The following is a 23,015-nucleotide window of genomic DNA, read 5'->3' on the forward strand; positions in this document are numbered from 1 at the left end:
CCGAAGGCCCCGACGATCTCGTCGGGGCCTTCGTCGTACCCGGAGCAGGACACCATGCCTCACGCAGCACCGACACGATGCACGGCCCGGGGATGCTCGGCCTTCGCCACACGCAAGGGCCGGTGCGATGAGCACCAGTCCTCGGGCTGGACCGAGCGGCGCCGACCGCAGGACGACCGCACCTCGCGAGACCGCATCGGCATCAGCGAGGCGGCATGGCAACGCCTCCGCAAGAGCGTCCTCGTCGAGCACGAGGGCATCTGCTACGTCTGCGGGAAGCCCGGCGCGAACGAGGTCGACCACAAGCAAGCCGTCGCCCTCGGTGGGGCCCGCACGGACCGCGCCAACCTCGCCCCGATCCACGCCGACCCTTGCCACGCAGAGAAGACCCAGCGCGAGCTCGCGCTCCTGCGGCGTCGCGCCGACCGCGCCCGCCGGAGCCCGGCCTGACCCCCCCCCGGAGGGCCCCTCCCCAGGGGGAGGGGGAGTCAGAATCTCGGGAATTGCAGCGCGCCGTTCCGGCGCCGGTCAAAAAACGCACGTCCCCGCGAAATGTGAACCCCCCTTTGCTGACTTGGGGCGATAACCGAAAATCAGGCCCTTTCGACCCCGTTTCGCGGGCTCGATCGACGACATGAGGAGACGCGGATGGGCGCAGCGAATCTTGGGCGGAAGCCGAAGCCTCGGGCGCTCAAGGTCGTGGAGGACAACCCCGGCCACCGCCCCATCGAGCCGGAGGTTCCGTTCACTCGCGGGTCCCCGGTCAAGCCCGAGGATCTCAGCGAGGACGCCTCGAAGCTGTGGGACCTCGTGGTCGAGCAGATGCAGTCGGTCGGCCTTCTCAAGCCCCTCGACGCGCCGTCGCTCGAGATTCTCTGCGAGACCTACGCGCGGTGGAAGGAAGCCGCTCGGATGAGGCGCAAGGACTCGATCCTGGCGGACAACAGTCAGGGCCGCGTCTCGGCGCCGTGGGTCGGCATCGAGGAGCGCGCTGGCAAGGAGTTCCGCGCCTGGTGCTCGGAGTACGGGCTCACCCCGGCTGCGGAGCGCAACCTCGTCCCGGACGCCGAGAAGGAGGACGCTGACAATCCGTTCGCGTAGGAGGAGGCCGTGGTGGTGCTGAAGCAGCCGCGGGCCTTCGCTGAGCAGCACGAGGACGGGCGCCGGTGGAACGGGAAGCGGTGGGTCGAGGAGGAGACGCTCCTGCGGAAGCTGCGGCTCTCTCCGGAGGTCGCCGCGTATCTCGACGCCCGCGACATTCCGTGGCCGGAGATCCCGCCGAAGATCAAGACCCCGGAGCCCTCGGGGGTCACGGATGCGGCGTTCAGCTTCGCCCGCGTGGACCGCGTGCTGGACGCGTTCAGCCGTCTACGGCACACGCAGGGCCCGCTCGCGGGCCAGCCGCTGGTCCCGGACCCCTGGCAGATCGCCTACTTCCTCGCCCCGGTCTTCGGCTGGATCAAGCCCGGCGGCGGCCGAGACGGGTACGTGCGGATCATCCGCAACGCCACCTTGGACGTGCCGCGCAAGAACGGCAAGACCACCCTGTGCGGCGGCGTCGCGATCTACCTCACCGCGGCGGACGGGGAGGCTGGCGCGCAGGTGATCGCCGCGGCCACGACGAAGGACCAGGCCGGGTTCACGTTCGCGCCGATCAAGACCCTGGCGGAGAAGGCCCCGGCGCTGCGCGGGCACGTGAAGCCGTTCAAGGAGCGGATCACGCATCCCCGCTCGGGCTCCTACTTCCAGGTCATCTCCTCGGCCGCGGACGCACAGCACGGCGCGAACCTCCACGGGGGCATCGTCGATGAGCTGCACGTCCACAAGAAGGGCGATCTGGTCGAGGCGATCGAGACCGGCACGGGCTCCCGTGAGCAGCCGCTGATCTGCAAGATCACCACGGCCGACGACGGCAAACCCCAGTCGCCCTACTCCCAGAACCGGGAGTACCTGGAAAAGCTCGCCCGCGGCGTGTTCAAGGACCCCACGGTCTACGGGGTGATCTTCGCCGCTGGGGACAATGATGACCCGTTCAGCCCGGAGACGTGGCGGAAGGCTAACCCGGGGTACGGGGTCAGCCCGAAGGCCGACTATCTGGCTTCGGAGGCGAACAAGGCGAAGAACAGCCCCGTGCTGCTCGCCCGCTTCAAGCGGCTGCACCTCGGGATCCGTACCCGTCAGACCACCGCGTTCATCCAGACGAAGGACTGGCGGATGAACAGCGGCGGCCCGATCCGGGAGTCGGATCTCGCGGGGCGGCCCGCCTACGGCGGCCTGGACCTCGCCTCCGTCTCGGACCTCACGGCGCTGTGCTGGCTGTTCCCCTACAGCCCCGAACGCGGGCCCGGTTACGACGTGCTCTGGCGCTTCTGGACCCCCGAGGACAACCTCGACGCTCTGGACGACCGCACAGCCGGCCGCGCGTCCCGCGACTGGGTCAAGAACGGCTGGCTCACGGTCACCCCGGGCAACGTCACCGACTACGGGTGGGTCAAGGCGCAGATCAAGAAGGACGCCGACACCTTCGACGTCCAGTCGGTCGGCTTCGACCGCTGGAACTCCTCGCAGCTCGTCACCGACCTCATGGACGACGGCGTGAACATGGTCCGCGTCGGCCAGGGCTACATGAGCATGAGCCCCGCGCTGAAGGAGGTCCACCGCCTCGTGCGGATGGGCGCCAGCGGCCGCCCCGCGGACCGCGTGCCCCGCCTGCGCAACGGCGGCAACCCCGTCGCGCTCTGGTGCGTCGACAACCTCGCCGTGGACATGGACCCGTCCGGCAACGTCAAGCCCTCCAAGGCCAACAGCGCCGACAAGATCGACGGCGTGTCCGCACTGTGTGACGCGATCTACGAAGCCATCAGCTCCGGCGGCGTCCGCGAGAGCACCTACGAATCCGACGACCTGCGGGTCGTGTAACCACGAAAGGAGGCCCCGATGCGAACACTCCGAGGACTGGAAGGCGCCAAGGTCATGGTGAACCTCACCAACGGAGATGCCCTCGTGGGCCGCCTCGCCCGCACGGGCCGGGACTACCTCGACCTCACCAGCGCCGAGCTGCGCTCGCGGCAGGACAGCGGGTCTCTGGACGGCACCGTGATCATCCCCGCGGCGCAAATCGCCTGGGTCCAGGTGGTCGGCTGATGGGGTACGGAATCCGTGACGGGGACATCATCAGCACGGACAACGAGAAGTTCGGCGCCCTGGTCCACTCGGTGCCGGTCACCAACTACGAGGGCTCAAGCTTCTCCCCGGCCGCCATGTGGGCGGACCAGCCCCAGATCCGCACGGTGGTCGACTTCATCACCAACAGCATCGCGCTGGTGCCCTTCGACGTGTACGAGCGGATGGAGGACGGCGGTCGCCGCAAGGCCCGCGGGCACGCCGTGCAGGAGGCCCTCAAGGCCCCCGGGTTCCGCATGGGACAGCGCCGCTGGGTGCAGCAGCTGCAGCACGACATGCTCCTCTACGGCCGCTGGGCGTTCACCACGTACCCGCGCGAGGACGGCGGCCTGGAGTTCATCATCATCCCCGCCCACATGTTCAGCATCGCCGTGGACGGCCTCGGCCGGTACACGGACCTCGTGCTCTACCTCGGGGACGGCCGGAAGGTCACCCGCCCGCTCACGGACGTGACCTTCGACCTGAACGTGCAGGTATGGAAGGCCGGCACCCGCACGGGCAGCACCCCGGTGAGCACCCTCGACGGGCTCGCGCGCGAGACCGAAGCGCTCAACGAGTACCGCTCCGAGCTGTTCCGCAACTCGGCCATGGTGCCCGCGGTGATCGAGCGGCCACACGAGGCCGGGAAGTGGTCCGACGAGGCGTGGGGGCGCTTCCGCAAACAGTTCTCCACCTACCGCCCCGGGGGCGGCTCCGCAGGCGGCGTGCCGATCCTCGAGGACGGCATGACGTACAAGCCCGTGGACACGGTCAACCCCAAGGACCTCGAATACGTCCAGGTACGCCAGCTCACGCTCATGGAAGCGGCCCAGGCACTGCACATACCCCCGGAGCTCGTCGGAGCGAAGGAGGGCACGCACAGCAACATCGTGGCCCTGCGCGAGCAGCTCTACGTGGACGTGCTCGGCGCGGACATCGGTTTCTTCGAGGACGCGCTCAACGCCGGTCTCCGAGACCACCTCGGCGCGAACTACTACATCGAGGCCAACGTGGACGCCCGCCTGCGCGCGACCTTCACCGAACGCGTCAAGGCCTACCAGTCCGCCGGCGGCGGCCCATGGCTCACCCGCGCGGAGATCCGCGCTCGCGAGAACCTCGAGTACCTGGAGGGCACCGACGAGCTCATCGTCCCCATGAACGTCACCTCCGGCGGACTCGCCTCGCCCAACGACACGGGGCAGACCAACGAGGAGGGCGGGGACCCGTACAAGGCCGCACGGATGGTGGTTCGCCCAAAAGCGCTGGAGCTGACCCCCACCCGGACCGCGACCGTGGTGGCTCGGCAGAAGTTCGAGAGTGACGTGGCGGCCAAGGGGGAGCAGCTGCGGGAACGCTGGCTCAAGCGGCTGGGCGTCTCGGGGGAGAAGGCGCAGCGCGGAGCCAAGGTGGCCTACGGGGATTCCATCGCGAAAGTCATCGGGGGCGAGATCAAGCTCCCCACGATCGACCCCGAGGACGTGGTCTCCGACGTCGCGGAGATGACGAAGTGGACGTTCCCACGGATGCAGCAGGTCATGGCCACCGCCTCCAAGGACCAGCTCAAGGAGCTGGGGATCGCGAACTGGGAGAACTGGTCCATGAACACCCAGGAGAACTGGTGCTACCGAGCTTCGCAGAACTGGTCCGAGCACCTGATCCTCACCCAGTACCGCGACGTCGTGAACCAGGCCGTGGCCGATGACCCATCCTCGTGGCGCGAGGCGCTGCTGGAGAAGCTCGGCGAGAAGTCGAAGCTCACCAACGCGGCCCAGACCATCGGCACCGAGCTGGAGTCGGTCGGCCGCAACGACGCCGCCCGCGCGGCCGGGGCAACGACGAAGACCTGGCGCACCACCTCGAAGGCCCCACGACCCTCCCACGCCACGCTCAACGGCCAGACCGTGCCCATCGACGGCTACTTCCTCAACGGCCTGCGCTGGCCAGGGGACCACAGCGGCCGGGGACCGGAAACAGCGAACTGCAGGTGCGTCCTCGTCTACGGGGGCATACCGGAACAGGACACCGAATGACCACACAGGCGAAGTTCAAGGCCACCACCACGGCAGGCACCGGGGCGCTCGCCGCGGGCCAGTTCCGCGCGCTGGTCTCCGTCTTCGACAACACGGACTCCTACGGGGACGTGATCCGCCCCGGCGCGTTCACGGAGAGCATCGCGGAGTGGGAGGCCAAGGGGCAGCGAATCCCGGTGATCTGGTCCCACGACTGGGGAGACCCGTTCTCGCTGGTCGGCAGCGTCGTCAAGGCCACCGAGACCGCCGCGGGCCTGGAGGTGATCGGGGAGATCAGCGAGGAGGACCTCGAGTTCAACCCGAAGGCCGCCCAGGTGTACCGGCTGCTCAAGGCCGGGCGCGTGAACCAGTTCTCGTTCGCCTACGACGTCCTCGAGGGCGGATGGGCCGAGCAGGATGGCCGGGAGGTCTACGAGCTGCGGAAGCTCGCGATCCTCGAAGTCGGCCCGTGCCTGGTGGGCGTGAACCGCGAGACCGAACTGCTCGAGATCAAGGGCGCGGACCCCGCAGCGCTCGCCGCGTTCGAGCGGGAGCTGGTGAGCTCCACCGGCTCGAAGGGCACCCACCTCCACGACCTCGCCCACGCGCTCGCCCGCGCGGCCGCGCGCAAGGCCCAGGACATCCCCGCCCCCGGCGACCCCGCCACCGTCGAGGACACCGCGCAGCGGCCCGACGACACCGACACCCCGCCGGCGCCCGCGCCGGCCGGGGGCCAGACCACCTCGCCGGCCGCATCCGGTGAGGCAGAAGGGGATCAAGACACCGGCCAAGACCCCGCCCCGGCTCGCACGCCAGGGCAGGACCCGCACCCGGACGGTGACGTGGACCCCGCGGTCTCCCTTACGGAGATCGACCTCATCCAGATTCAAGCCGAAGGAGAAGCATCGTGAACAAGAAAGCACAGGAGCTGCTCACCGCAGCCCGCGACGTCGCCAAGGCCGCCGAGCAGGCCGGCCGCTGGCTGACCACCGAGGAGAAGGCCAAGATCGACGACCTCACCACGCGCGCTCGCGGTGAGTTCGAGCAGGAGAAGGCCGCCCGGCAGGCCCGCCAGTCGATCGAGGACCTCGGCCGGGAGATCGAGTCCGGCGCCGCAGAGGAGCTCAACGCGAAGGCCCTGCAGGGCACTCGCCAGGGCATGGGCGCGGCCCGCAAGTCCGTGGGACACACCTTCACCGATTCCGCGCAGTTCAAGGCGCTGCAGAATCGGTTTCCCGGAGGCAACGTGCCCCGTGAGGCTCGAGTGACCATGGACTCCGTCCAGGTCGACGGGATGAAGGCGCTCATCACCTCCGGCGCCGGCGCGGCGAACACCGACTCCTCCGCGAACGGCCTGGTCACCCCGGACCGCCTCGGCCTCGTGCCCTTCCCCCAGGTGCAGCCGAAGCTCCGCGACGTCATCACCAACGGCACCACCGGCTCGGACCGGATCGAGTACGCGCAGCTGCTGCCCGACTCGGACCCGGCCGTGACCAACGCCGCGAAGGGCGTGAAGGAGGCCCCGGCCACCACCGGCAGCGTGGGCGTGAAGCCGGAGTCCGCCTTCGGGTTCCGCAAGGCCTCCGCCGACGTGATCACGATCGCGCACTGGATCCCCGTGACCAAGCGCGCGCTCTCCGACGCCGCGCAGATCGCCACCATGATCGACGGGTTTCTCGCCCGCGGCCTGGAGCAGGAGATCGAGCGGCTCGTGGTCGAGGGCAACGCCACGACCCCGAAGAAGGGCGAGGAGGAGTGGAACGGCATCTTCAACACGACCGGCGTGCAGGACCAGAAGTTCGACACCGATCTGTTCAAGACCGCCCGCCACGCGCTGACCCGCGTCACCAACCTCGGCGGCCAGGTCTCCGCGTTCCTCGTCTCCCCGGAGCTCGATGAGCAGATCGACCTCGCCCGCGACCAGAACGGCCGCTTCTACGGTCAGGGCCCCTTCGCCCTCGGCCCCGGCACGCTGTGGGGCCGCCCCCGCATCGTGATCCCCGCGCTCGCGGGCACCGGCAAGTTCATTGCCGGCGACCTCAGCCAGTGCGTGCTCTGGGACCGCGAGCAGGCCACGATCACGGCCACGGACAGCCACGCGGACTTCTTCGTCCGCAACCTCGTGGCGCTGCTGGCCGAGTGCCGCGCCGGCTTCGGGATTCTCAACCCCGGCCTGCTGGTCACCGGCCACGAGTCCGCGGAGGTGGCGGCGTAATGGCAGCAGGCGACGTCCACGTGATCAACGGCGTCCGCTACCAGGAACACGACGCCATCACGAAGGGCCTGCTCGACAAGGACGGCCAGCCCGTCGCCGTCGAGCCGGCCCTCGCCGGGGGCAAGGCCGCCCGGCCCGCGCGCAATAAGGCCCGCAAGGCCCCCGAGCGCGTGAGCAGCGAATCCGGAGGAGGACAGACCAGTGAGCACGCCGAGCGCGGCGCCGCTGCTGGCTGACCCGCAGGACCTCGCGCACGTCCTCCCCGCCGGCACCATCGCCGGCGGGGAGGACCCCCGGGCGGTGCAAGCGGTCCGGCGGGCGTCCAACAGGTTCCGGGCAGCAGCACGCCACCCCGTGCACCGCGTCACGGGCGATCAGATGACCTTCGACGGCCCCGGCGGCCACGTACTCCGCCTGCCGGTGCTCCACCCCACAGTCCACCGCGTCACGGATCAGGGCCGCGACATCACAGCCCACGTGCGGGTCTCCCCGCAGGGCTACCTCCAGTCCACCGGCCCCGCGTTCAGCACCGGATACGGGGCCATCGTCGTTGAGCTGGACCATGGCTTCGAGGATGTCCCCGAGGAGATCGAGGACGCCGTGCTCGACGCCGCAGCCCGGGCGCTGGCCATCCCGGTAGGGGTCAAGGACCTCGCCCTCGACGGGGCCTCGGTGTCCTTCGGCAGCGACCAGGGCACCTCCCAGGACTGGGCGGACGCAGTGACCCGCTATGGCATCGGGACGGGGGACCGCGCGTGATCCACCCGTTCTTCGCCACCACCACCGTCACGGTCCATCCGGCCACCACCGTCACGCAGTTCGGGAAGACGACCCGCAAGTGGGGCGTGGACCCGGACCGGATCGTGGAGGGCTGCCACATCAAGTCCGGCCCGGCCCAGGAGGTCCTCACCCGGGAGGAGGCCGCGGTCACCGAGTACACGATCTCCATGCCCCCGGGCGTGCAGATCACCCGCCACGACCGCGTGTCCTTCGTCTACGGCGGCCAGCAGTACGGCGGGACCCCCGCCACGGGCCTGGAGCTCACCGCCCCGCCCCGCCGGCCCTCGGGGCCCACGGGGCTGCTGGACCGCACCATCGTCGCCACCCGCTCCCGAGAGGAGACCTGATCATGGCGAACAAGTTCGAGCTGGACCGCAAGGCAGTCGGCCGCTTCCTCAAGAGCCCGGAGATCGCCCGCGGCGTCCGCCGCGTGGTCGAGCCCATCCGGGACCGCGCCGAGGCCAACGCCCGCGCTGCCGCGCGGCCGGGGGAGAACCCCCAGGTCGACCTCAAGGAGTACATCGGCCGCGACCGTGTCCGCTTCCACGTGGCCATGGTCAACCCCGCCGCGATCAAGGCCGAGCAGATCGACCGGGCGCTCACCCGCGCGAAGCCTGCCGGCGGCCGCTGATGAGCACCATCGCAGCACCCGCTCTCGTCGCTGTCGACGCGGTCCTGCGCGACGCCGGCCTCACCGCCGGCATCCGCCGCCCAAGCCAGTACCCGCCAGACGGATTCGTCGTCTACTTCCTCAACGGCGGAGGCGACCCCACCCGCGTGACCCAGGACGTCCGGATCGAACTCGAAGGCTGGGGACCCGACGTCCTCACCGCCATCGGGCACCTCGACCGCGCTCGCGGCGCGCTGCACGCGGCTACGGGCACGCACGGGATCCGGCGCGTCGAGAACGTCGAGGGCCCCGCAGATCTCCCCACGGGGGAGGAGGACTGGACGCGGTTCACCGCGACCGTCCGAATCACGATGCGAACACCGACCACCTAACGGAAGGACCACCACCATGGCCACCAACGAGAGCACCGAGGACCTGACCTTTGTCACCACCGTCCGGGACCCCGTGAACGGCTCGTTCTACGTCCAGGGCAAGACCTACGACATCCCCACCGCGTGGGCGAAGAACCTGCTCCACCAGGGCGTGGCGGTCCCGAAGGACAGCGACGCCGGCAAGGCCGCCGAGGAGGGCAAGTCGCTCTCCGAGCTGGCGGAGGACCACAAGGGCGACGAGAGCCCGGCGCCCGCCGGGAAGTCTGGCAAGGCCGCCTCCAAGACCACGAGCAAGTGACCGGGCTCCGCGCCCACCACGAGAGGACACAGCAATGAGCGAGAAGACACTGAACAACGCGAACGTGCGGGTCTACGGCTCGATGTTCGACGGGATCTGGGTGGCGCCTCTGGGCACCCCGGACCCCGTGATCAAGACGAAGGCTGACCTGCTCCTGGACCTTCCGAAGCCGTGGGTGAACGTCGGTTGGCTCAACGAGGACGGCATCCCGCTGACCGTCTCCACGGACATCGAGAAGATGAAGGGCCACCAGGGCGGGTCGCTGCTCCGCACGAAGGTCACCTCCACGGAGAAGGGCTTCAGCATCGGAGCCCTCGAGGAGTCCCCGCTCGTGACCGGGCTGTTCTTCGACCACAAGGACCCCTACAAGGTCACCGACGACGTCGCCCGCGTGGACCTCCCCAAGGGCATCGGCACCGTCGCCGTCAAGACCATCCAGGTGGTCAACGACGACGACGTCACGAAGTGGATCGTCTCCCAGCGCACCGAGATCGGTGAGCGCGAGGACGTGGACCACCAGAACGCCGCCATCTCCGGCTACACGATGGCCGCCTCCATCGTCGGCGAGGCCTACATCCTCACCGACAGCCAGTCCTACCTCGATGCCGCGAAGCCGCTCGTCGGCGCCAGCGAGTAGATCGAGCAGGACCCCACGACAGGCCCCGGCCGGTGATCGGCGATCTCATCGGCCGGGGCCGCACTACACCCACCCGATCGCCACCGAGATAGGAGATCGCCACCATGCCCAAGACCGAAACCCCCGCCGAGAAGCTCGAGCGCAAGTCCCGCCAGGAGACCGGCCGCGCCCCCGCAGGATCCCCAAAGGACCGCGCCGGAGCCAAGCGCCCCCAGGATCACCATAAGCCCGCCCCGAAGCCCGACAAGGACGGCATGCTCAACGTCACGGTCGACGACGTCACCGTCACCGTCGACACCAACGGCATGCGTGACTGGCGCTTCGTCGAAGCCTCCGGAGCCGTCGAAGCCGGCGCCGCCGGAGCCGCAGAGATCTTCCAGGTCGTCGCCCTCGTCATCCCCGACCGAGCCGACCGCGCTCGCATCGCGGACCACGTCAAGGACGAGACCGGGTTCGTGGACGTGCAGCGGTTCTTCGAGTTCTACCAGCAGATCGTGCAGGAGGCGGGGGCAAAAAACTCCTGATCCTTGCTCGTCTGCTGCTCGACGTGCCGCAGGAGGTCGCCGCGGACCTGCTCGAGGTCTACGGCATCCGACTGGCCCGGGCCCGGGAGTCGGGCGAGTACGGGGCCGGGGAGATCGCGGACCTCGTGATGCAGCTCCCTGCCGGTTCCCGCGTGTGGGCGGCCGTGGGCGGCTGGGCCGCGCTGACCGTCGAGGCCCGGCAGATCCAGGTCGTGGAGTACCAGATGCGCGCCATCTGGCACGCCTACACCGGGGGCAAGGGCAAGCGCCCGAAGCCGCCGGAGGCCCCCACGGGCTGGCTCGTGGAGCAGCAGGAGGAGCAGCGCAAGGCCGCCCAGTGGGCGGACCGCGCCGCAGCGTGGCGGGCGCACTACGCGGAGCACCGCGAGGAGATGCAGCGCCGCGCGGCCGCGTTCCGGCTCAAGCCCGACACGCAGGACGAGCAGAAGTAACCAACCAGCAGAAGGCCCCGCCGGTCACCGGCGGGGCCTTCCTCATACCCAGGAGGGCGAGATGGCCGAAAGCATTGCCACTCTCTACGTGGACATCGTCCCGTCCGTGCGCGGCATTCAGGGCCAGCTCGCCAGCCAGCTCAACCCCCAGGTGACCAAGGCCGCCGAGCAGGCCGGCAAGGACGGCGGCAAGGCCCTCGGGAACAACCTCAGCTCCGGAATCCGCGACTCGCTGACCGCGACCAAGACTCTCGGCAAGGACCTGGGTGCCGCGCTGCGCCCGGCGCTGACTGGCGCCCAGAACCTCGTGGGCGGATTCAAGGACGCGCAGGCAGCCGCGTCCTCGTTCACGGGCTACCTCGGGAGCGTGGGCGGCGCAGCGCGCAAGGTCGCCGACACCGCGGCCGTCCCCGGGCAGAACTTCGTCTCCGGGTTCAAGGACGCGCAGGCCGCCGCCAGCTCCTTCACCGGACATCTCGGCACCATCGGAGGCGCGGCCCGGAAGGTGGCCGACACGGCCGCGCTCCCGGCCCAGAACTTCGTCTCCGGGTTCCGCGACGCGCAGGCGGCCGCCAGCTCGTTCACGGGGCACCTCGGCACGATGGGCGGCGCGGTGCGCCGCGTGGCGGACACGGCCGCGCTCCCGGCCCAGAACTTCGTGTCCGGGTTCCGCGACGCGCAGGCCGCGGCGAGCACCTTCACCGGCCGCATGGGCACGCTCGGCGGCGCCGCACGCACGCTCGCGACCACCGCCGCCCTGCCCGGCCAGGAGTTCATGCGCGGCTTCCGCAACGCTGGTGACGCCGCGGTGCGCTCCTCCGGGATCTTCGCCCGCACGGGATCCGCCGTGGCCACGATGGCCACCAGCGCCCAGACCGGGCTGACCCGGGTGGCCACCAGCACCGTCACCGTCGGCCACCAGGTGGCCGGGGCGGTCTCGGCCGCGACCGGGGCCGTGCGCGGCGTGGTCTCCGAGACCGCCGGCGCCTTCGGCACGTTCCGCTCCAGCATCAGCGGTGCGATCGCCCCCGTGCGCGGCCACATCGCCGACCTCACCTCCGGCATCAGCGGACTCGGCGGAGCAGCCGTCGCGGCCGCCGGCACCGTCGGAGGGGCCATCGCCGGTATCGCCGCGGTGGGTGGCTTCAACCGCGCCGTCCAGATCGAGCAGGCACAGGCCAAGCTCAAGGGCCTCGGCAACAGCACCGAGGACATCCAGAAGATCATGGTCAACGCCTCGGACGCCGTGAAGGGCACCAGCGCCGCCCTCAACGAGTCCGCCTCCGTCGCCGCCGCAGCGGTGGCCTCCGGCGTCGCACCCGGTGAAGACCTCGAGCGCGTGCTCCGCACCATCAACGACACCGCCGGCATCGCCGGCATGTCCATGCAGGACGCCGGCGCGATCTTCAACTCCGTGCTCGCCCGCGGCAAGCTCCAGGGCGACGACATGCTCCAGCTCACCAGCCGCGGCGTGCCCGTCCTCAAGTTCCTCTCCGACCAGCTCGGCGTCACCACCGACGACGTCTCCAAGATGGTCTCCAAGGGACAGATCAGCTTCGAGGACTTCGCCTCCGCCATGGAGAAGGGCGTCGGTGGCTCCGCCGTCGCCATGGGCAAGACCACCAGCGGCGCGCTCGCCAACCTCTCCACCGCGATCTCCCGCATGGGCGCCAACGTCATCACCCCGTTCATGCCCCTCGTCCAGAAGGCCGCCCTCGGCCTCACCGACGTCTTCGACGCCCTCGGCGCCCGCCTCAAGCCCGTCGCCGAAGCCATCGCCTCCTCCATCGCCGCGGCCGCGGACCCCGCATCCCGCCTCGGCGCCGCCCTCGCCTACCTCAAGGACCGCGCCGCCGACTTCCTCGGCGCCGCCGGCGGAATCGCCGACGCCATCCCCGCGCCCGCGCTCGCGGGCATCGCCGGAGTCGTGGGCGTGCTCGCCGTGAAGTTCGGGGCCGCGAAGATCGCAGCCGCCCCGCTCGTCGGCATCGTTGGCAAGCTCATGGGCGTACTCGGTCTCTCCACAGGCAAGCTCGCGATCTTCGGCCGCGCCTTCACCCTCCTGACCGGCCCGGTCGGCATCGCCATCTCCCTCGTGGTCGCCGCGATCAGCAGCAGCGAGGAGCTGCAGGGAACCATCGGCCAGGTCATGGGCACCATGGGCGGTCTCGTCGCCACGCTTATGGCCCAGCTCGTCCCGCTGTTCGCACAGCTGGCCTCAGCGATCATCCCGGCCGTCGTGATGGTCTTCCAGACCGTCGTCACGGTCGTGGCGCAGCTGCTCACGGCCATCCTGCCGCTGGTGGCCACGCTGCTCTCCCAGCTCCTGCCCGTCTTCGTGCAGCTGATCTCCACGGTCCTGCCGCCCGTCGTGACCATCATCACCGCGATCATCCAGGTGGTCGCCGCGCTCGTGATGGCCCTCATGCCGGTCATCACCACCATCCTCAGCCTCCTCGTCCCCGTCCTCCAGTTCGTCGTCACGGTCATCGCCGCGCTCGCCTCGGGGATCCTGACGCTGATCGGCGGGGCGGTCACGTGGCTGACCACGGTGGCGGTGCCCGCCCTCGGTGTGGCGCTGCAGGCGGTCGGCGGGTTCTTCACCTGGCTGTGGACCGGCGTGGTGCAGCCGGTGTGGACCTGGATCCAGGGCGCAATCAGCAACGTCGTGACGTGGATCGCCACCATCGTGGTGCCGTGGGTGCAGACCGCGATGGCCGCGCTCGGGCTCGTGTTCTCGTGGCTCTACACGACCGTCGTGCTCCCGGTGTGGGACGGCATCAAGACCGCCATCGCCGTGGCTGTGGCCGTCGTCATGACGATCTGGCAGGGCCTGGTGGCCTTCGTGCAGGGCGTGCTCGCCCCGTTGTGGAATTGGCTCTACGCGACCATCATTCTCCCGGCGTGGAACGGCATCAAGAACGTCATCGCCGCGGCCTGGGTCTGGATCCGGGACACCGTGTTCACCCCGCTCATGGACTTCGTGCGCGGGCCGTTGACCAGCGCATGGCTGTGGATCCGCAACACCGTGGCGCAGGTCTGGGGCGCGATCCGCGGCGCCATCTCCGCCGCATGGGTGTGGATCCGCGACGTCGTGCTTGTGCCGCTGATCAATTTCGTGCGCGGCGCGCTGACCAGCGCGTGGCTGTGGATCCGCAGCATCGTGGCCCAGGTGTGGGGAGCGATCCGGGGCACGGTCTCCAGCTCCTGGGCGTGGGTCCGCGACGTCGTGCTTGTGCCGCTGATCAACTTCGTGCGCGGGGCCCTCACGGGCGCGTGGCGGTGGATCAGCTCGGTGGTCTCGCAGGTCTGGACCGGGATCCGCAACACGGTGTCCAACACGTGGAATTTCGTGCGCGGCTCGATCCTGCAGCCGATGATCAACTTCCTCCGGGGCAGCGTAGTCAACGCCTGGAACGCCGCGAAGGACGGCATCAAGAACGCGTGGGACAAGGTCAAGAGCGTCGTCGACAAGCCGGTCGACTTCGTGATCAACACCGTCATCAACGGCGGGTTCATCAAGAACTTCAACAAGGTCGCATCGAAGTTCGGAATCGACACGATCGACGAGATCAAGTACAAGGGCCTCGCCCGCGGTGGTGTGGTGCCCGGCTACCAGCCCCGCAAGATCGACGACCACCTCTACCCGGTGGCCGGCGGGGGAGTGCAGCCGCTGCGCGGCGGGGAGGGCATCCTCACCCCGGAGGCCACCCGCGCGCTCGGCGGAGAGTCCTGGATCAACGGCGTCAACGCCGCCGCGAACTCCGGGGGTATCCATGGCGCCCAGTCGTGGCTCGACGCCTCGAAGCCCTCCATCGAGACCTTCCCGCGGGACAACGACAAGCGGTTTGCCATGGGACCCCCGGGTGGGCCCTCGGGCGGGCTGTGGTCCTCGAACCAGGCGCGCGCCTCGCAGCTGGGCTACTTCAACGTGCCCCGCGGCTCGATCAGCGGCGTGTCGTTCGAGTCCGCGGCGAAGGCCTGGATGGGGCGGTCCGCGCTGGAGATCCGCATGGGCTCCGGCGGGCCCGGTGTGCAGTCCATCTCCGGTGGTGGCGGTGGCCCGTGGGGCTACGCCACCTCGGACGGGCGGATCACCATCACCCCCGGTGGCCCGGCCGCTGTGGGGCCGTCCGCGGTGCGCGGCACGCTGATCCACGAGATCGGGCACGTGCTGTCCCTGAACCACCCCCCGGGCGGGTACGGGGCCACCGGGTCGATCATGTCCGCGGGCATGGCCGGCGGGTACTGGCCGTCCGGTGCGGACTACGCGAAGCTCGCGGAGATCTACGGCCAGCCCGGCAAGGGCGTCAAGAAGTACGACGACCCGGGCGGAGGCGGAGGGATCCTCTCCGGGCTGCTGGACATGATCGGGTTCGACAAGCTGCTCGAGAAGATCCCCGGCGGGGGCTTCGCGAAGGACCTCATGGTCGGGGCCGCGAAGAAGGCCTGGGAGGGCTTCAAGTCCTGGGCCGCGGCCGCCATCAACCCCTTCGACGGCGGCGACTCCGAGGTGGCCAGCGCGCAGGGCGCCGAGAAGTGGCGCGACACCGTCATCGCAGCGCTCAAGAAGGCTGGCCTGCCGGCCACGAAGCCCTACCAGGACGCATGGGTCAAGCAGATCGACACCGAGTCCGGCGGTGACCCGAACGCCGTGCAGGGCAACATCGGCGACATCAACAACGCCACCGGCGACCTCGGCAAGGGCCTGGTCATGGTCATCGGCTCGACCTTCGCGGCGAACCGCGACCCGTCCCTGCCGAACAACCAGTTCGACCCGCTGGCGAACCTCGTGGCCGGGATGAACCACGCCAAGTCCTACGGCATCGAGGGCATGCTCCGAGTGATCGGACACGGCCACGGATACGCGAAGGGCGGCGTGCTCCCCACCAACCTCCAGGGACTCGGCGCGCAGGTCTTCGACGGCGGCGGATGGCTGCGCAAGACCACGGACCCGATGCTCGTCCACCACCGCGAGACCCGCCCGGACGCCGTGCTCACCCACCAGCAGTTCCAGGACATGCACGCGCTCGCGCGTGAGGTCGAGGATCAGCGCGGACCGGCTGGCACCTGGGAGAACCACTTCCACCTGCCGGAGGCTCCGGAGGATCCGGACAAGCTCGGGCGCCGGGCCGGGGAAGCATTCGCCTTCGAGATGATGAGAGCGGGGATCTAGATGGACGACATCAGCCGGCGCCGCGCCGAGCTGCGCTGGGGCGATCAGGTCCTGACGCTGAGCACCGTCGAGGACGACCGGGAGGAGGAGCACCACCTCACGGACCTCGAGGGCTGGTACGGCGGGGTGGGCGTCTACGGCACGCAGCCGCAGCGGGAGCTCGGGCACGGTCTGTTCCCCCGCAAGGCCCTGCGTACCGGGCGCACGCTCACGCTCAAGGGCTCGCTGTGGTTCCGGGAGGAGTCCTGGCGGGACCTCGCGGACCGCTACGTCTCCGGGATCCTCCAGGACGGCGACTTCGGGACGCTCACCTACTCGGTGGACGGCTTCGAGCTCTCCACACGGGTTCGCCTGGATGGGGAGGTCAAGCACACCACGAAGGGGTACGAGTGGATCGACTTCGAGGTGCCGCTCATGGCGCCGGATCCGTTCCTGTACGCCCCGCCGGTCACCGCCCAGGTGTCCCCGCCCGGCGCCGGGGTCGGCTTCTCCTGGGCGAACGGCGTGTTCCCCGGCGGCGGGGTGGAGTGGCACGAGGGCCGCAACACGACGACGCGGATCGTGAACGAGGGCAACGCCGACGCCTACCCGACCGTGACCGTGCGCGGGTCCTGGCCGAACGGGTTCCGGCTCACGGACGGCCGCCACGCGGTCGAGTACCCGCACGCCGTCTACGACCAGTCCCCGGTGACCGTGAACATGCGCACCGGGTCCGTCACGGTGCGCGGCGCTGACCAGACGCACCGGCTCACGAAGCGGCAGTGGTTCAAGGTGCCCCCGCGGGGCGCGATCACCGTGCGCGCCGAGCAGTTCGCCCCGTCCACCGGGTGGGCAGACATCACCCTTCACTCGACCTACATCTAGGAGGACCCATGACAACCGCTTGGGGCATCCCCGACCTGCGCGACGAGAACGGCACGATCATCGACGCCACGACGCCGCAGGACATGCAGCTGATCATCGACGCGCAGTACCAGAACGCCGGGATCCTCACCGGCGCGTACATTGGGCTGCGCTCAGACCTGAAGGTCGACGTGTACGACGGCGCCGTGGTCATGAAGTGGAACAACCGCGGCTCGATCTTGGTGCCGGTGTACCGGCAGACGATCACCCTCGACCCGCCCCCGGCCACCGGGGACGTGACCGTCTCCTTCTACGTGGAGCAGGCCGACACGGCCACGTCCAAGGCCGCGTCGGTGGTGATGACCACGGGGGCTGTGCCCGCTGGGCGGGTGGTGCTGGACAAGATCCTCGTCCCGGCCGGGACCACGAAGACCTCGTCCTGTACCCGGGTGTGGGACCGGCAGTACGCGATGCACTCCCAGTCCACGCTCGGCAGCCTGTCGGTGGCCGTGGACCAGGGCGGGGACGTGCGGAAGAAGGGCACGAAGTACAAGAAGTGCGCCCAGCGGTTCACCGTGGACACCGACCGCGAGGTGAACATCAAGCTCTCGATCACCGCCGGGCGCACGAACGCCTCCGGGGTCTCGAGCATCGGCACGGTCGCCGGCACCGCGGGTTCCCTGCGCTACGGGCTGTACGTGGACGACGAGCTCGTGAAAACCTTCGAGGTCGGTATCGACCGGCGGTGGACCACCGTGCAGGTCGAGTCGCTGCACAAGGTCACCCGCGGGGCCCACACCGCGCACGTGGTCTCGGAGTGGGCCGACGACGGGGACATGGCCACCAACACGTTCTGGGTGGTGCGCTGGGGTGGCAAGGACCGCTTCCCGGGCGACGCGCTGACGGTCTACGACGCGGGGGTCTCGGTGTGAGCTGGCAGGTGAACCTCGTGGAGACCGTCACCGGACAGGTCGGCCGGACGCTGTCCCCGGAGGCCGGGTCCTGGGCGATCGAGCTGAACAAGGCCGACTCCGGCTCCGTGCGGATCTCCAAGGACGACGTCGCGGACATCGACCGGCGCCGGTTGTCCCCCTGGTGGGCGTCGGTGCTGTTCTCCTACATCACCCCGGACGGGCGGGTCATCCCGGTGTGCGGGGGTCCGATCATCTCGTGGCCCTCGGAGGACCAGGACAGCCTGACCCTCGACTGGCGGGGCATGCGCGAGGTGTTCACCCGCCGGCACCTCGAGAAGGACTACACGCTGCGCGGCCTGTCGCTGGGCACGATCGCGTGGGAGGTCGTCAAGGCCGGGATGGACCGCCCCGCCGGGGGCCTGCCGATCGTCCACGGCTCCCCGTACGAGTCGAAGTCCACCCTGAACGAGCGCACCTACGAGGCGTGGAACCTGGCGAACAACAACTGCGAGAAACGGCTCACGGAGCTCACCAACGTGATCCACGGCCCGGACATGATGTTCCGCCCCGAGTGGGCCGACGACGAGATGACCCGGGTCCGGTGGCGGTTCGTGCACGGCACCTCGTGGGACCCGACCATAGCCCAGGACACCACGATGGTGTGGGACACCACCGCCGCGGGCACCCACGTCACGAACCCCTCCGTCACCTCGGACGGCTCGAAGATCGTCACCCGCGTGTTCGGCACCGGCGCCGGCGAGGGCGCGAAGGTCACCCGCACCCAGGCCGAGTCCCTCGCCCTGATCAAGGAGGGCTGGCCGCCGCTGGAGACCGTGATCTCCGACCAGGACCAGGCCAAGCCCGAACCGATCCGCCAGAAGTGCCTGGGTGAGCTCGCGGACTCCCGGCGGATGGTGGACCAGCTCTCCGTCACGGTGTACGCCGCCCACGAGGCCACCCCGTGGGGCACCTGGCACGTCGGCGACACGGTGACCGTGGTCCTCACCGACGACTGGTGGTCCATCCCCGGCGGCGAGCACCAGATGGACATCATCAAGGCCAGCGGGGACCTCACCGACATGGTGAAGGTCGAACTGCAGCAGGGCCAGTGGTACGCCCCGACCGATCTGATATAGGAGGCCCACATGCCACAACGGCAGAACCTCAAGCCCGCGCTCGCGGACACGCTGCGCCAGCTGCGCAACGACGTCCAGTCTGGCGCCACCGTCCCGCACGGTATCAAGACGGTGGAGCCGGGGGAGGGCCTGCAGCTGGTGCCCCCGGGCGATGGTGCGGAGATCTTCTGGGACTGGGAGACCGCGAACAGCGTGGAGCAGCGCATCCAGGACGGCACGGCGCTGATCGACCAGACCCGGGCCACGCTCGCGCAGACCGAGCAGACCCTCGCGGACGCGCAGGACCGGATCGGGCGGGTCGCGGCCGGGGAGATCGAGAAGATCGACGGGCACATCATCATCAACGGCACCGTGGACCTGCCCGCGCTGAACGTCACCGGGGAGATGGCCGCGACCGTCGTGAAGGCCCTGGACGTCACCGCCCGCCGGGGCATCTTCACGGAGGGCCTCACCGCTCAGGACTCCACCCTGCTGGGCACCACGGTCGCGGAGGTCATCAACGCGGGCACGGTCGCCACCCGAATCATGACCTCGGGTCTGCTGCAGACCACCACGGCCTCGACCCGGGGCGTGAAGATCGACAACGCGGGCATCCGGGCATGGGACGAGGACGGGCAGCAGTCCGTACAGATCAACGGCCGCAACAACTACCTCGTGGGCGAGCTCTCCACCGCACCGGACCGGCAGCGCGTGCGTCTGCGCTCCACCGGGTCCATCGCCGCCGCGGACTTCTTTGGGTCGAACAACACGATCGACCACCTCGCGATCTGGCATCAGGCCGATGCGGGACAGGACACGGTCTCGAAGATCATCTCCCACAACGTCATGGCACAAGGCAAGGGCAACCCCGGGATGCTCATGTTCCCGTTCCGCGGGGAGTTCGCGTTCACCGGCAGGTGGGCGCAGGAGTCCGACACCGTGAAGTTCTTCCGCATGGACAACGACCGCGGCCTTCCGGCCGGTGGGTACGTGGACGTGGTCTACACCTACCGGTTCGCGTTCACGAGCCAGTACACGGTTCTCATGCCCTACCTTTCCGTCGAGACCGCGTCCGGACGCGAGTGCATCGCGATGATCATGCAGCTGACCTACAGCACAATCAAGGTCCGCATCGTCAACAAGTCCGCGGGGGACACCGGCTCGCTGAAGGTACGAGGAGTCGTGTTCAACGTCAACGAGGGCCTCTACTCGAACTACTTCTAAGGAGCGGCAATGGGCGAATGGACCACACCCGCAGGAACCGTGCAAGTCGAAGAAGTCGGCCTGTACATCGACGGGGAGTACCTCCCCGACAAGGAAGGACCCACCCATGGCACAAGCGCCTGACCTCACCCCCGCCGACTACCAGCGGATCATCGCCACCCTCTCCACCCAGAAAGCCCAAGCGGAGCTCGCGGCCCTGGAGTGGCAGGTCCGCGCCGAGAACGCCTCCGCGGCGCTCGCCGCGCAGGCCACCAGCGAGGGGGCGTCGGAGTGAGCGCGTTCATCCCGTCCCATGACCCGCCCACGTGGTGGGAGCGGGCTCTGACGCACCCGATCATCTGGGTGGCGGCCTGGTCGGTGATCGCCGGCGCGCTGCTGGGGCTCTCGCCGTTCTTCCCGGCGTACACCCCATCCCCGTCGCTGGGCCGGCTGCCGGGCTGGACGGCGGCGCTGCTCGCGGCCACGCTGGCCGGCGGTGGCGGGGCCGCGGTGGTGGGGCTGCTCAACGACTGGCAGAACCGCTCGCGGGCGTGGAATGTGGAGCAGGCCGGCTGGATCCTGATCGCGGCCGGGTGGGCCTCCTACGCGTTCGTGGTCGTGCAGAACTTCCCGCACTCCCAGTTCTCCTGGGGGCAGGGGGTGATGTTCGTGGCCATGGCCGCCACCCGGGTGATCGCTCTGCATCTGATGGCCCGGCGGACCCGGGCGAAGCTTCGAGAGATTCGGGCGGCAGCGACCAGCGAGCAGGAGGTGATCACCCGTCATGAGTGAGGAAAGCATCGTGGCGATCGTGGTCGCGCTCCTGGCCGGCGGTGGCCTGTGGACGTTCCTGGCCGCGCTGATCCCGAAGAAGGAAGCGCCGATCAAGAAGGCCGACGCCGAGACCGTCGCCGCGCACACCTCCCAGCAAATGACCCTGGAGTTGCTCCACGACGTGCAGAACGAGCTGCGCGAGACCCGGGAGAACGCGGATCGGGAGTACCGGGCGCGGCTGTCCCTGGAGTCCAAGGTCCAGGGCCTGCAGGCCGACCGTGAGGCCGACCGGCAGGAGCTCGGTCTGCTGCGCCAGGCCGTCGAGGTGCTCGTCGGCGGGTGGCGCGACATTCAGGAGCGGTGGGAGGAGCTGCGCCGCCGCCCGGACCCGCCGGCGCTGCCGCACTTCCGTATCCCCCCGCGTCGGGGCTCCACGGCCACCCACGAGCAGTAGGCCACCACACGCACATCAACCCCGCAGGCATACGCCGCGGGGTTTCTTCATGCCCGAGGACGGGCGGAAAGGAGGGGCCCGTGGTGAACATCGATGAGTCCCGCACCGCGGTGAACTACACCCCGGGCCGGCAGGGCCGCCGGGTGGACAAGTTCGTGATCCATCACTGGGGGGTCGATGGGCAGAAGCACGACGACGTCGTGGACTGGTTCTGCAACCCTGCCAAGGGCGCGCAGACCTCGGCGCACTTCGTGGTCTCGGGCGGGCGGGTGCACTGCATCGTCTCCCCAGCCGACACCGCGTGGCACGCCGGGGACTGGGACGCGAACACCACGAGCATCGGCATCGAGTGCCGCCCCGAGGCCACCGCCGCGGACTACGCCACCGTCGCGGAGCTCGTGCGGTGGCTGCGCGCCCAGTACGGGGACCTGCCGTTGCGCCCGCACAAGGCGTTCTTCGGCACCTCGTGTCCGGGCCGCTGGGACCTGGCACGCTTGGATCGCGAGGCCCGTGGCTTCAAGCCCCCGGTCAAGGCGCCCCCATCCCCGGATGGGGCGATGCGCCCAGCCCCGGGCATGTACCCCATCACCCAGCGGTACCGGGAGAACTCCACCGCGTACAACTCGGCGGGAATGCACGGTGCCCTGGACTACGGGGTGCCCGTGGGCACGCCCCTGGTGGCACCGGAGGACGGGACCGTGGTCTTCGACGGGTGGGCGTGGGACCTGCCCGGCGGGCCCAACGACTGGGCGTCGCGCTGGTACCTGATCAAGCCGGCGGTGGGGGACACGAAGGGCGGCGGCGGGATCATCACGATCTTCCGCAACTCGGCGGGCTCCCACTGGGCTCTGTGCCACGCGTCCCAGTCGTTCTACCAGGTCGGGGACAGGGTGCGCGCCGGGCAGGTTCTGCAGCGCTCCGGGGCCACCGGCATCGCCACCGGCCCGCACTCCCACGTGAACCTCTGGCCCGCCTACCCGAACTGGGGCAACGGGGCATATGGGGCAATTGACCCCGAGCCGTACATCACCCGCCCGTACGCGCCCATCACCGCCACCTCGTGGCAAGGCTCGGCCACCACCGGCACGGGCACCGCAACGAACACCGCATTCGACTTTCTGGAGTGGATCACTATGGCCAAGCAGGCCGACATCAACAAGGCGCTCACCGCGTGGGCGTCTAGCCCCGAAGGCCAGGCCGTCCTGGGCCGCGCCGTCCTGGACCGCCAGTTCAAGGACTCGCAGGGCCGGAAGATCAGCCTCGCCTACGTCCTGAAGTACGACAAGGCCAACTGGGACACCGTCCGGGCGATCGCCCAGGCCGTGCGGCCCTCGTCCATCGCCCTGGCCGTGTGGACGTACACGTCCAAGCTCAACGGCAACAAGGACGCCTACCAACTGCTCACCGACGCCCAGCCCACCACGGCAGGCTCCACCACTACCATGAAGGAGGCCTGA

Annotated in this window: 25 protein-coding genes; all 25 read left to right on the forward strand. The window is 69.6% G+C overall.

Features of this window, described 5'->3' with window-relative positions:
• Nucleotides 1-54: 54 nt before the first annotated feature.
• The 25 genes from EAE32_RS06505 (at nt 55) to EAE32_RS06615 (ending at nt 23,015) form a co-directional block, all read left to right on the forward strand.
• On the forward strand, nt 55-450 hold the full coding sequence (locus EAE32_RS06505; RefSeq protein WP_165860453.1) for an HNH endonuclease: 396 nt from the start codon (nt 55-57) through the stop codon (nt 448-450).
• A gap of 198 nt (nt 451-648) precedes the next feature.
• Nucleotides 649-1,101 (forward strand): phage terminase small subunit P27 family, encoded by a 453-nt coding sequence (locus EAE32_RS06510; RefSeq protein ID WP_019309114.1) that lies wholly within the window; start codon nt 649-651, stop codon nt 1,099-1,101.
• A 9-nt stretch (nt 1,102-1,110) separates the two neighbouring features.
• Entirely contained in the window at nt 1,111-2,919 is a 1,809-nt protein-coding gene (locus tag EAE32_RS06515) for a terminase large subunit (protein ID WP_207803859.1), read from the forward strand.
• An 18-nt stretch (nt 2,920-2,937) separates the two neighbouring features.
• Nucleotides 2,938-3,144 (forward strand): hypothetical protein, encoded by a 207-nt coding sequence (locus tag EAE32_RS06520; protein ID WP_121864523.1) that lies wholly within the window; start codon nt 2,938-2,940, stop codon nt 3,142-3,144.
• Nucleotides 3,144-5,192, forward strand: coding sequence for a phage portal protein (locus EAE32_RS06525; RefSeq protein WP_121864524.1), 2,049 nt, complete (start codon nt 3,144-3,146; stop codon nt 5,190-5,192). The genes EAE32_RS06520 and EAE32_RS06525 overlap by 1 nt, the downstream gene beginning before the upstream one ends.
• The gene (locus EAE32_RS06530; protein ID WP_121864525.1) at nt 5,189-6,082 is read left to right on the forward strand and encodes an HK97 family phage prohead protease; all 894 of its coding nucleotides are present in this window, start codon (nt 5,189-5,191) and stop codon (nt 6,080-6,082) included. Before EAE32_RS06525 ends, EAE32_RS06530 begins: the two co-directional genes overlap by 4 nt.
• Nucleotides 6,079-7,386 (forward strand): phage major capsid protein, encoded by a 1,308-nt coding sequence (locus EAE32_RS06535; RefSeq protein WP_165860454.1) that lies wholly within the window; start codon nt 6,079-6,081, stop codon nt 7,384-7,386. Before EAE32_RS06530 ends, EAE32_RS06535 begins: the two co-directional genes overlap by 4 nt.
• Entirely contained in the window at nt 7,386-7,622 is a 237-nt protein-coding gene (locus EAE32_RS06540; protein ID WP_121864527.1) for a hypothetical protein, read from the forward strand. Before EAE32_RS06535 ends, EAE32_RS06540 begins: the two co-directional genes overlap by 1 nt.
• On the forward strand, nt 7,588-8,145 hold the full coding sequence (locus EAE32_RS06545; protein ID WP_121864528.1) for a hypothetical protein: 558 nt from the start codon (nt 7,588-7,590) through the stop codon (nt 8,143-8,145). Before EAE32_RS06540 ends, EAE32_RS06545 begins: the two co-directional genes overlap by 35 nt.
• Nucleotides 8,142-8,513 (forward strand): hypothetical protein, encoded by a 372-nt coding sequence (locus EAE32_RS11790; RefSeq protein WP_165860455.1) that lies wholly within the window; start codon nt 8,142-8,144, stop codon nt 8,511-8,513. Before EAE32_RS06545 ends, EAE32_RS11790 begins: the two co-directional genes overlap by 4 nt.
• Nucleotides 8,514-8,515: 2 nt before the next feature.
• A complete protein-coding gene (locus EAE32_RS11795; RefSeq protein ID WP_165860456.1) occupies nt 8,516-8,797 on the forward strand; it encodes a hypothetical protein in 282 nt (93 codons plus the stop codon).
• Nucleotides 8,797-9,168 carry a hypothetical protein gene (locus tag EAE32_RS06555; RefSeq protein WP_121864530.1) on the forward strand — a complete coding sequence of 124 codons (372 nt, stop codon included), beginning with the start codon at nt 8,797-8,799 and terminating at the stop codon, nt 9,166-9,168. The genes EAE32_RS11795 and EAE32_RS06555 overlap by 1 nt, the downstream gene beginning before the upstream one ends.
• A 16-nt stretch (nt 9,169-9,184) precedes the next feature.
• Nucleotides 9,185-9,466, forward strand: coding sequence for a hypothetical protein (locus EAE32_RS06560; RefSeq protein WP_121864531.1), 282 nt, complete (start codon nt 9,185-9,187; stop codon nt 9,464-9,466).
• A gap of 34 nt (nt 9,467-9,500) precedes the next feature.
• Nucleotides 9,501-10,103: a hypothetical protein gene (locus EAE32_RS06565; protein WP_121864532.1), complete on the forward strand. Its 603-nt coding sequence runs from the start codon at nt 9,501-9,503 to the stop codon at nt 10,101-10,103.
• A 104-nt stretch (nt 10,104-10,207) separates the two neighbouring features.
• Entirely contained in the window at nt 10,208-10,627 is a 420-nt protein-coding gene (locus EAE32_RS06570; protein WP_121864533.1) for a hypothetical protein, read from the forward strand.
• Between the two features lie 23 nt (nt 10,628-10,650).
• Nucleotides 10,651-11,079, forward strand: coding sequence for a hypothetical protein (locus EAE32_RS06575; protein ID WP_121864534.1), 429 nt, complete (start codon nt 10,651-10,653; stop codon nt 11,077-11,079).
• A gap of 61 nt (nt 11,080-11,140) precedes the next feature.
• A complete protein-coding gene (locus EAE32_RS06580; RefSeq protein WP_121864535.1) occupies nt 11,141-16,255 on the forward strand; it encodes a tape measure protein in 5,115 nt (1,704 codons plus the stop codon).
• Nucleotides 16,256-17,119 (forward strand): phage tail family protein, encoded by an 864-nt coding sequence (locus EAE32_RS06585; RefSeq protein WP_121864536.1) that lies wholly within the window; start codon nt 16,256-16,258, stop codon nt 17,117-17,119.
• 8 nt (nt 17,120-17,127) lie between these two features.
• Nucleotides 17,128-18,030, forward strand: a complete 903-nt coding sequence (locus EAE32_RS06590; protein ID WP_121864537.1) for a hypothetical protein — start codon at nt 17,128-17,130, stop codon at nt 18,028-18,030.
• Complete coding sequence (locus tag EAE32_RS06595; protein WP_121864538.1) at nt 18,027-19,148, forward strand: hypothetical protein; 1,122 nt, start codon at nt 18,027-18,029, stop codon at nt 19,146-19,148. Before EAE32_RS06590 ends, EAE32_RS06595 begins: the two co-directional genes overlap by 4 nt.
• Nucleotides 19,149-19,157: 9 nt before the next feature.
• Nucleotides 19,158-20,351: a hypothetical protein gene (locus tag EAE32_RS06600; protein ID WP_121864539.1), complete on the forward strand. Its 1,194-nt coding sequence runs from the start codon at nt 19,158-19,160 to the stop codon at nt 20,349-20,351.
• 106 nt (nt 20,352-20,457) lie between these two features.
• A complete protein-coding gene (locus tag EAE32_RS11800; protein ID WP_165860457.1) occupies nt 20,458-20,625 on the forward strand; it encodes a hypothetical protein in 168 nt (55 codons plus the stop codon).
• On the forward strand, nt 20,622-21,122 hold the full coding sequence (locus EAE32_RS06605) for a hypothetical protein (protein WP_121864540.1): 501 nt from the start codon (nt 20,622-20,624) through the stop codon (nt 21,120-21,122). Before EAE32_RS11800 ends, EAE32_RS06605 begins: the two co-directional genes overlap by 4 nt.
• On the forward strand, nt 21,115-21,558 hold the full coding sequence (locus EAE32_RS06610; protein ID WP_121864541.1) for a hypothetical protein: 444 nt from the start codon (nt 21,115-21,117) through the stop codon (nt 21,556-21,558). The genes EAE32_RS06605 and EAE32_RS06610 overlap by 8 nt, the downstream gene beginning before the upstream one ends.
• Before the next feature lie 80 nt (nt 21,559-21,638).
• Nucleotides 21,639-23,015 (forward strand): N-acetylmuramoyl-L-alanine amidase, encoded by a 1,377-nt coding sequence (locus tag EAE32_RS06615; protein WP_121864542.1) that lies wholly within the window; start codon nt 21,639-21,641, stop codon nt 23,013-23,015.

The organism is Kocuria tytonicola (assembly GCF_003687175.1).
Taxonomy (GTDB): Bacteria; Actinomycetota; Actinomycetes; order Actinomycetales; family Micrococcaceae; genus Kocuria; species Kocuria tytonicola.

Excerpts from the sequence above, each read along its gene's own strand:
- EAE32_RS06505 (WP_165860453.1), top strand. The coding sequence starts at position 55 with ATGCCTCACGCAGCACCGACACGATGCACGGCCCGGGGATGCTCGGCC.
- EAE32_RS06510 (WP_019309114.1), top strand. The coding sequence starts at position 649 with ATGGGCGCAGCGAATCTTGGGCGGAAGCCGAAGCCTCGGGCGCTCAAG.
- EAE32_RS06520 (WP_121864523.1), top strand. The coding sequence starts at position 2,938 with ATGCGAACACTCCGAGGACTGGAAGGCGCCAAGGTCATGGTGAACCTC.
- EAE32_RS06525 (WP_121864524.1), top strand. The coding sequence starts at position 3,144 with ATGGGGTACGGAATCCGTGACGGGGACATCATCAGCACGGACAACGAG.
- EAE32_RS06530 (WP_121864525.1), top strand. The coding sequence starts at position 5,189 with ATGACCACACAGGCGAAGTTCAAGGCCACCACCACGGCAGGCACCGGG.
- EAE32_RS06540 (WP_121864527.1), top strand. The coding sequence starts at position 7,386 with ATGGCAGCAGGCGACGTCCACGTGATCAACGGCGTCCGCTACCAGGAA.
- EAE32_RS11795 (WP_165860456.1), top strand. The coding sequence starts at position 8,516 with ATGGCGAACAAGTTCGAGCTGGACCGCAAGGCAGTCGGCCGCTTCCTC.
- EAE32_RS06555 (WP_121864530.1), top strand. The coding sequence starts at position 8,797 with ATGAGCACCATCGCAGCACCCGCTCTCGTCGCTGTCGACGCGGTCCTG.
- EAE32_RS06560 (WP_121864531.1), top strand. The coding sequence starts at position 9,185 with ATGGCCACCAACGAGAGCACCGAGGACCTGACCTTTGTCACCACCGTC.
- EAE32_RS06565 (WP_121864532.1), top strand. The coding sequence starts at position 9,501 with ATGAGCGAGAAGACACTGAACAACGCGAACGTGCGGGTCTACGGCTCG.
- EAE32_RS06570 (WP_121864533.1), top strand. The coding sequence starts at position 10,208 with ATGCCCAAGACCGAAACCCCCGCCGAGAAGCTCGAGCGCAAGTCCCGC.
- EAE32_RS06580 (WP_121864535.1), top strand. The coding sequence starts at position 11,141 with ATGGCCGAAAGCATTGCCACTCTCTACGTGGACATCGTCCCGTCCGTG.
- EAE32_RS06585 (WP_121864536.1), top strand. The coding sequence starts at position 16,256 with ATGGACGACATCAGCCGGCGCCGCGCCGAGCTGCGCTGGGGCGATCAG.
- EAE32_RS06590 (WP_121864537.1), top strand. The coding sequence starts at position 17,128 with ATGACAACCGCTTGGGGCATCCCCGACCTGCGCGACGAGAACGGCACG.
- EAE32_RS06600 (WP_121864539.1), top strand. The coding sequence starts at position 19,158 with ATGCCACAACGGCAGAACCTCAAGCCCGCGCTCGCGGACACGCTGCGC.
- EAE32_RS11800 (WP_165860457.1), top strand. The coding sequence starts at position 20,458 with ATGGCACAAGCGCCTGACCTCACCCCCGCCGACTACCAGCGGATCATC.
- EAE32_RS06610 (WP_121864541.1), top strand. The coding sequence starts at position 21,115 with ATGAGTGAGGAAAGCATCGTGGCGATCGTGGTCGCGCTCCTGGCCGGC.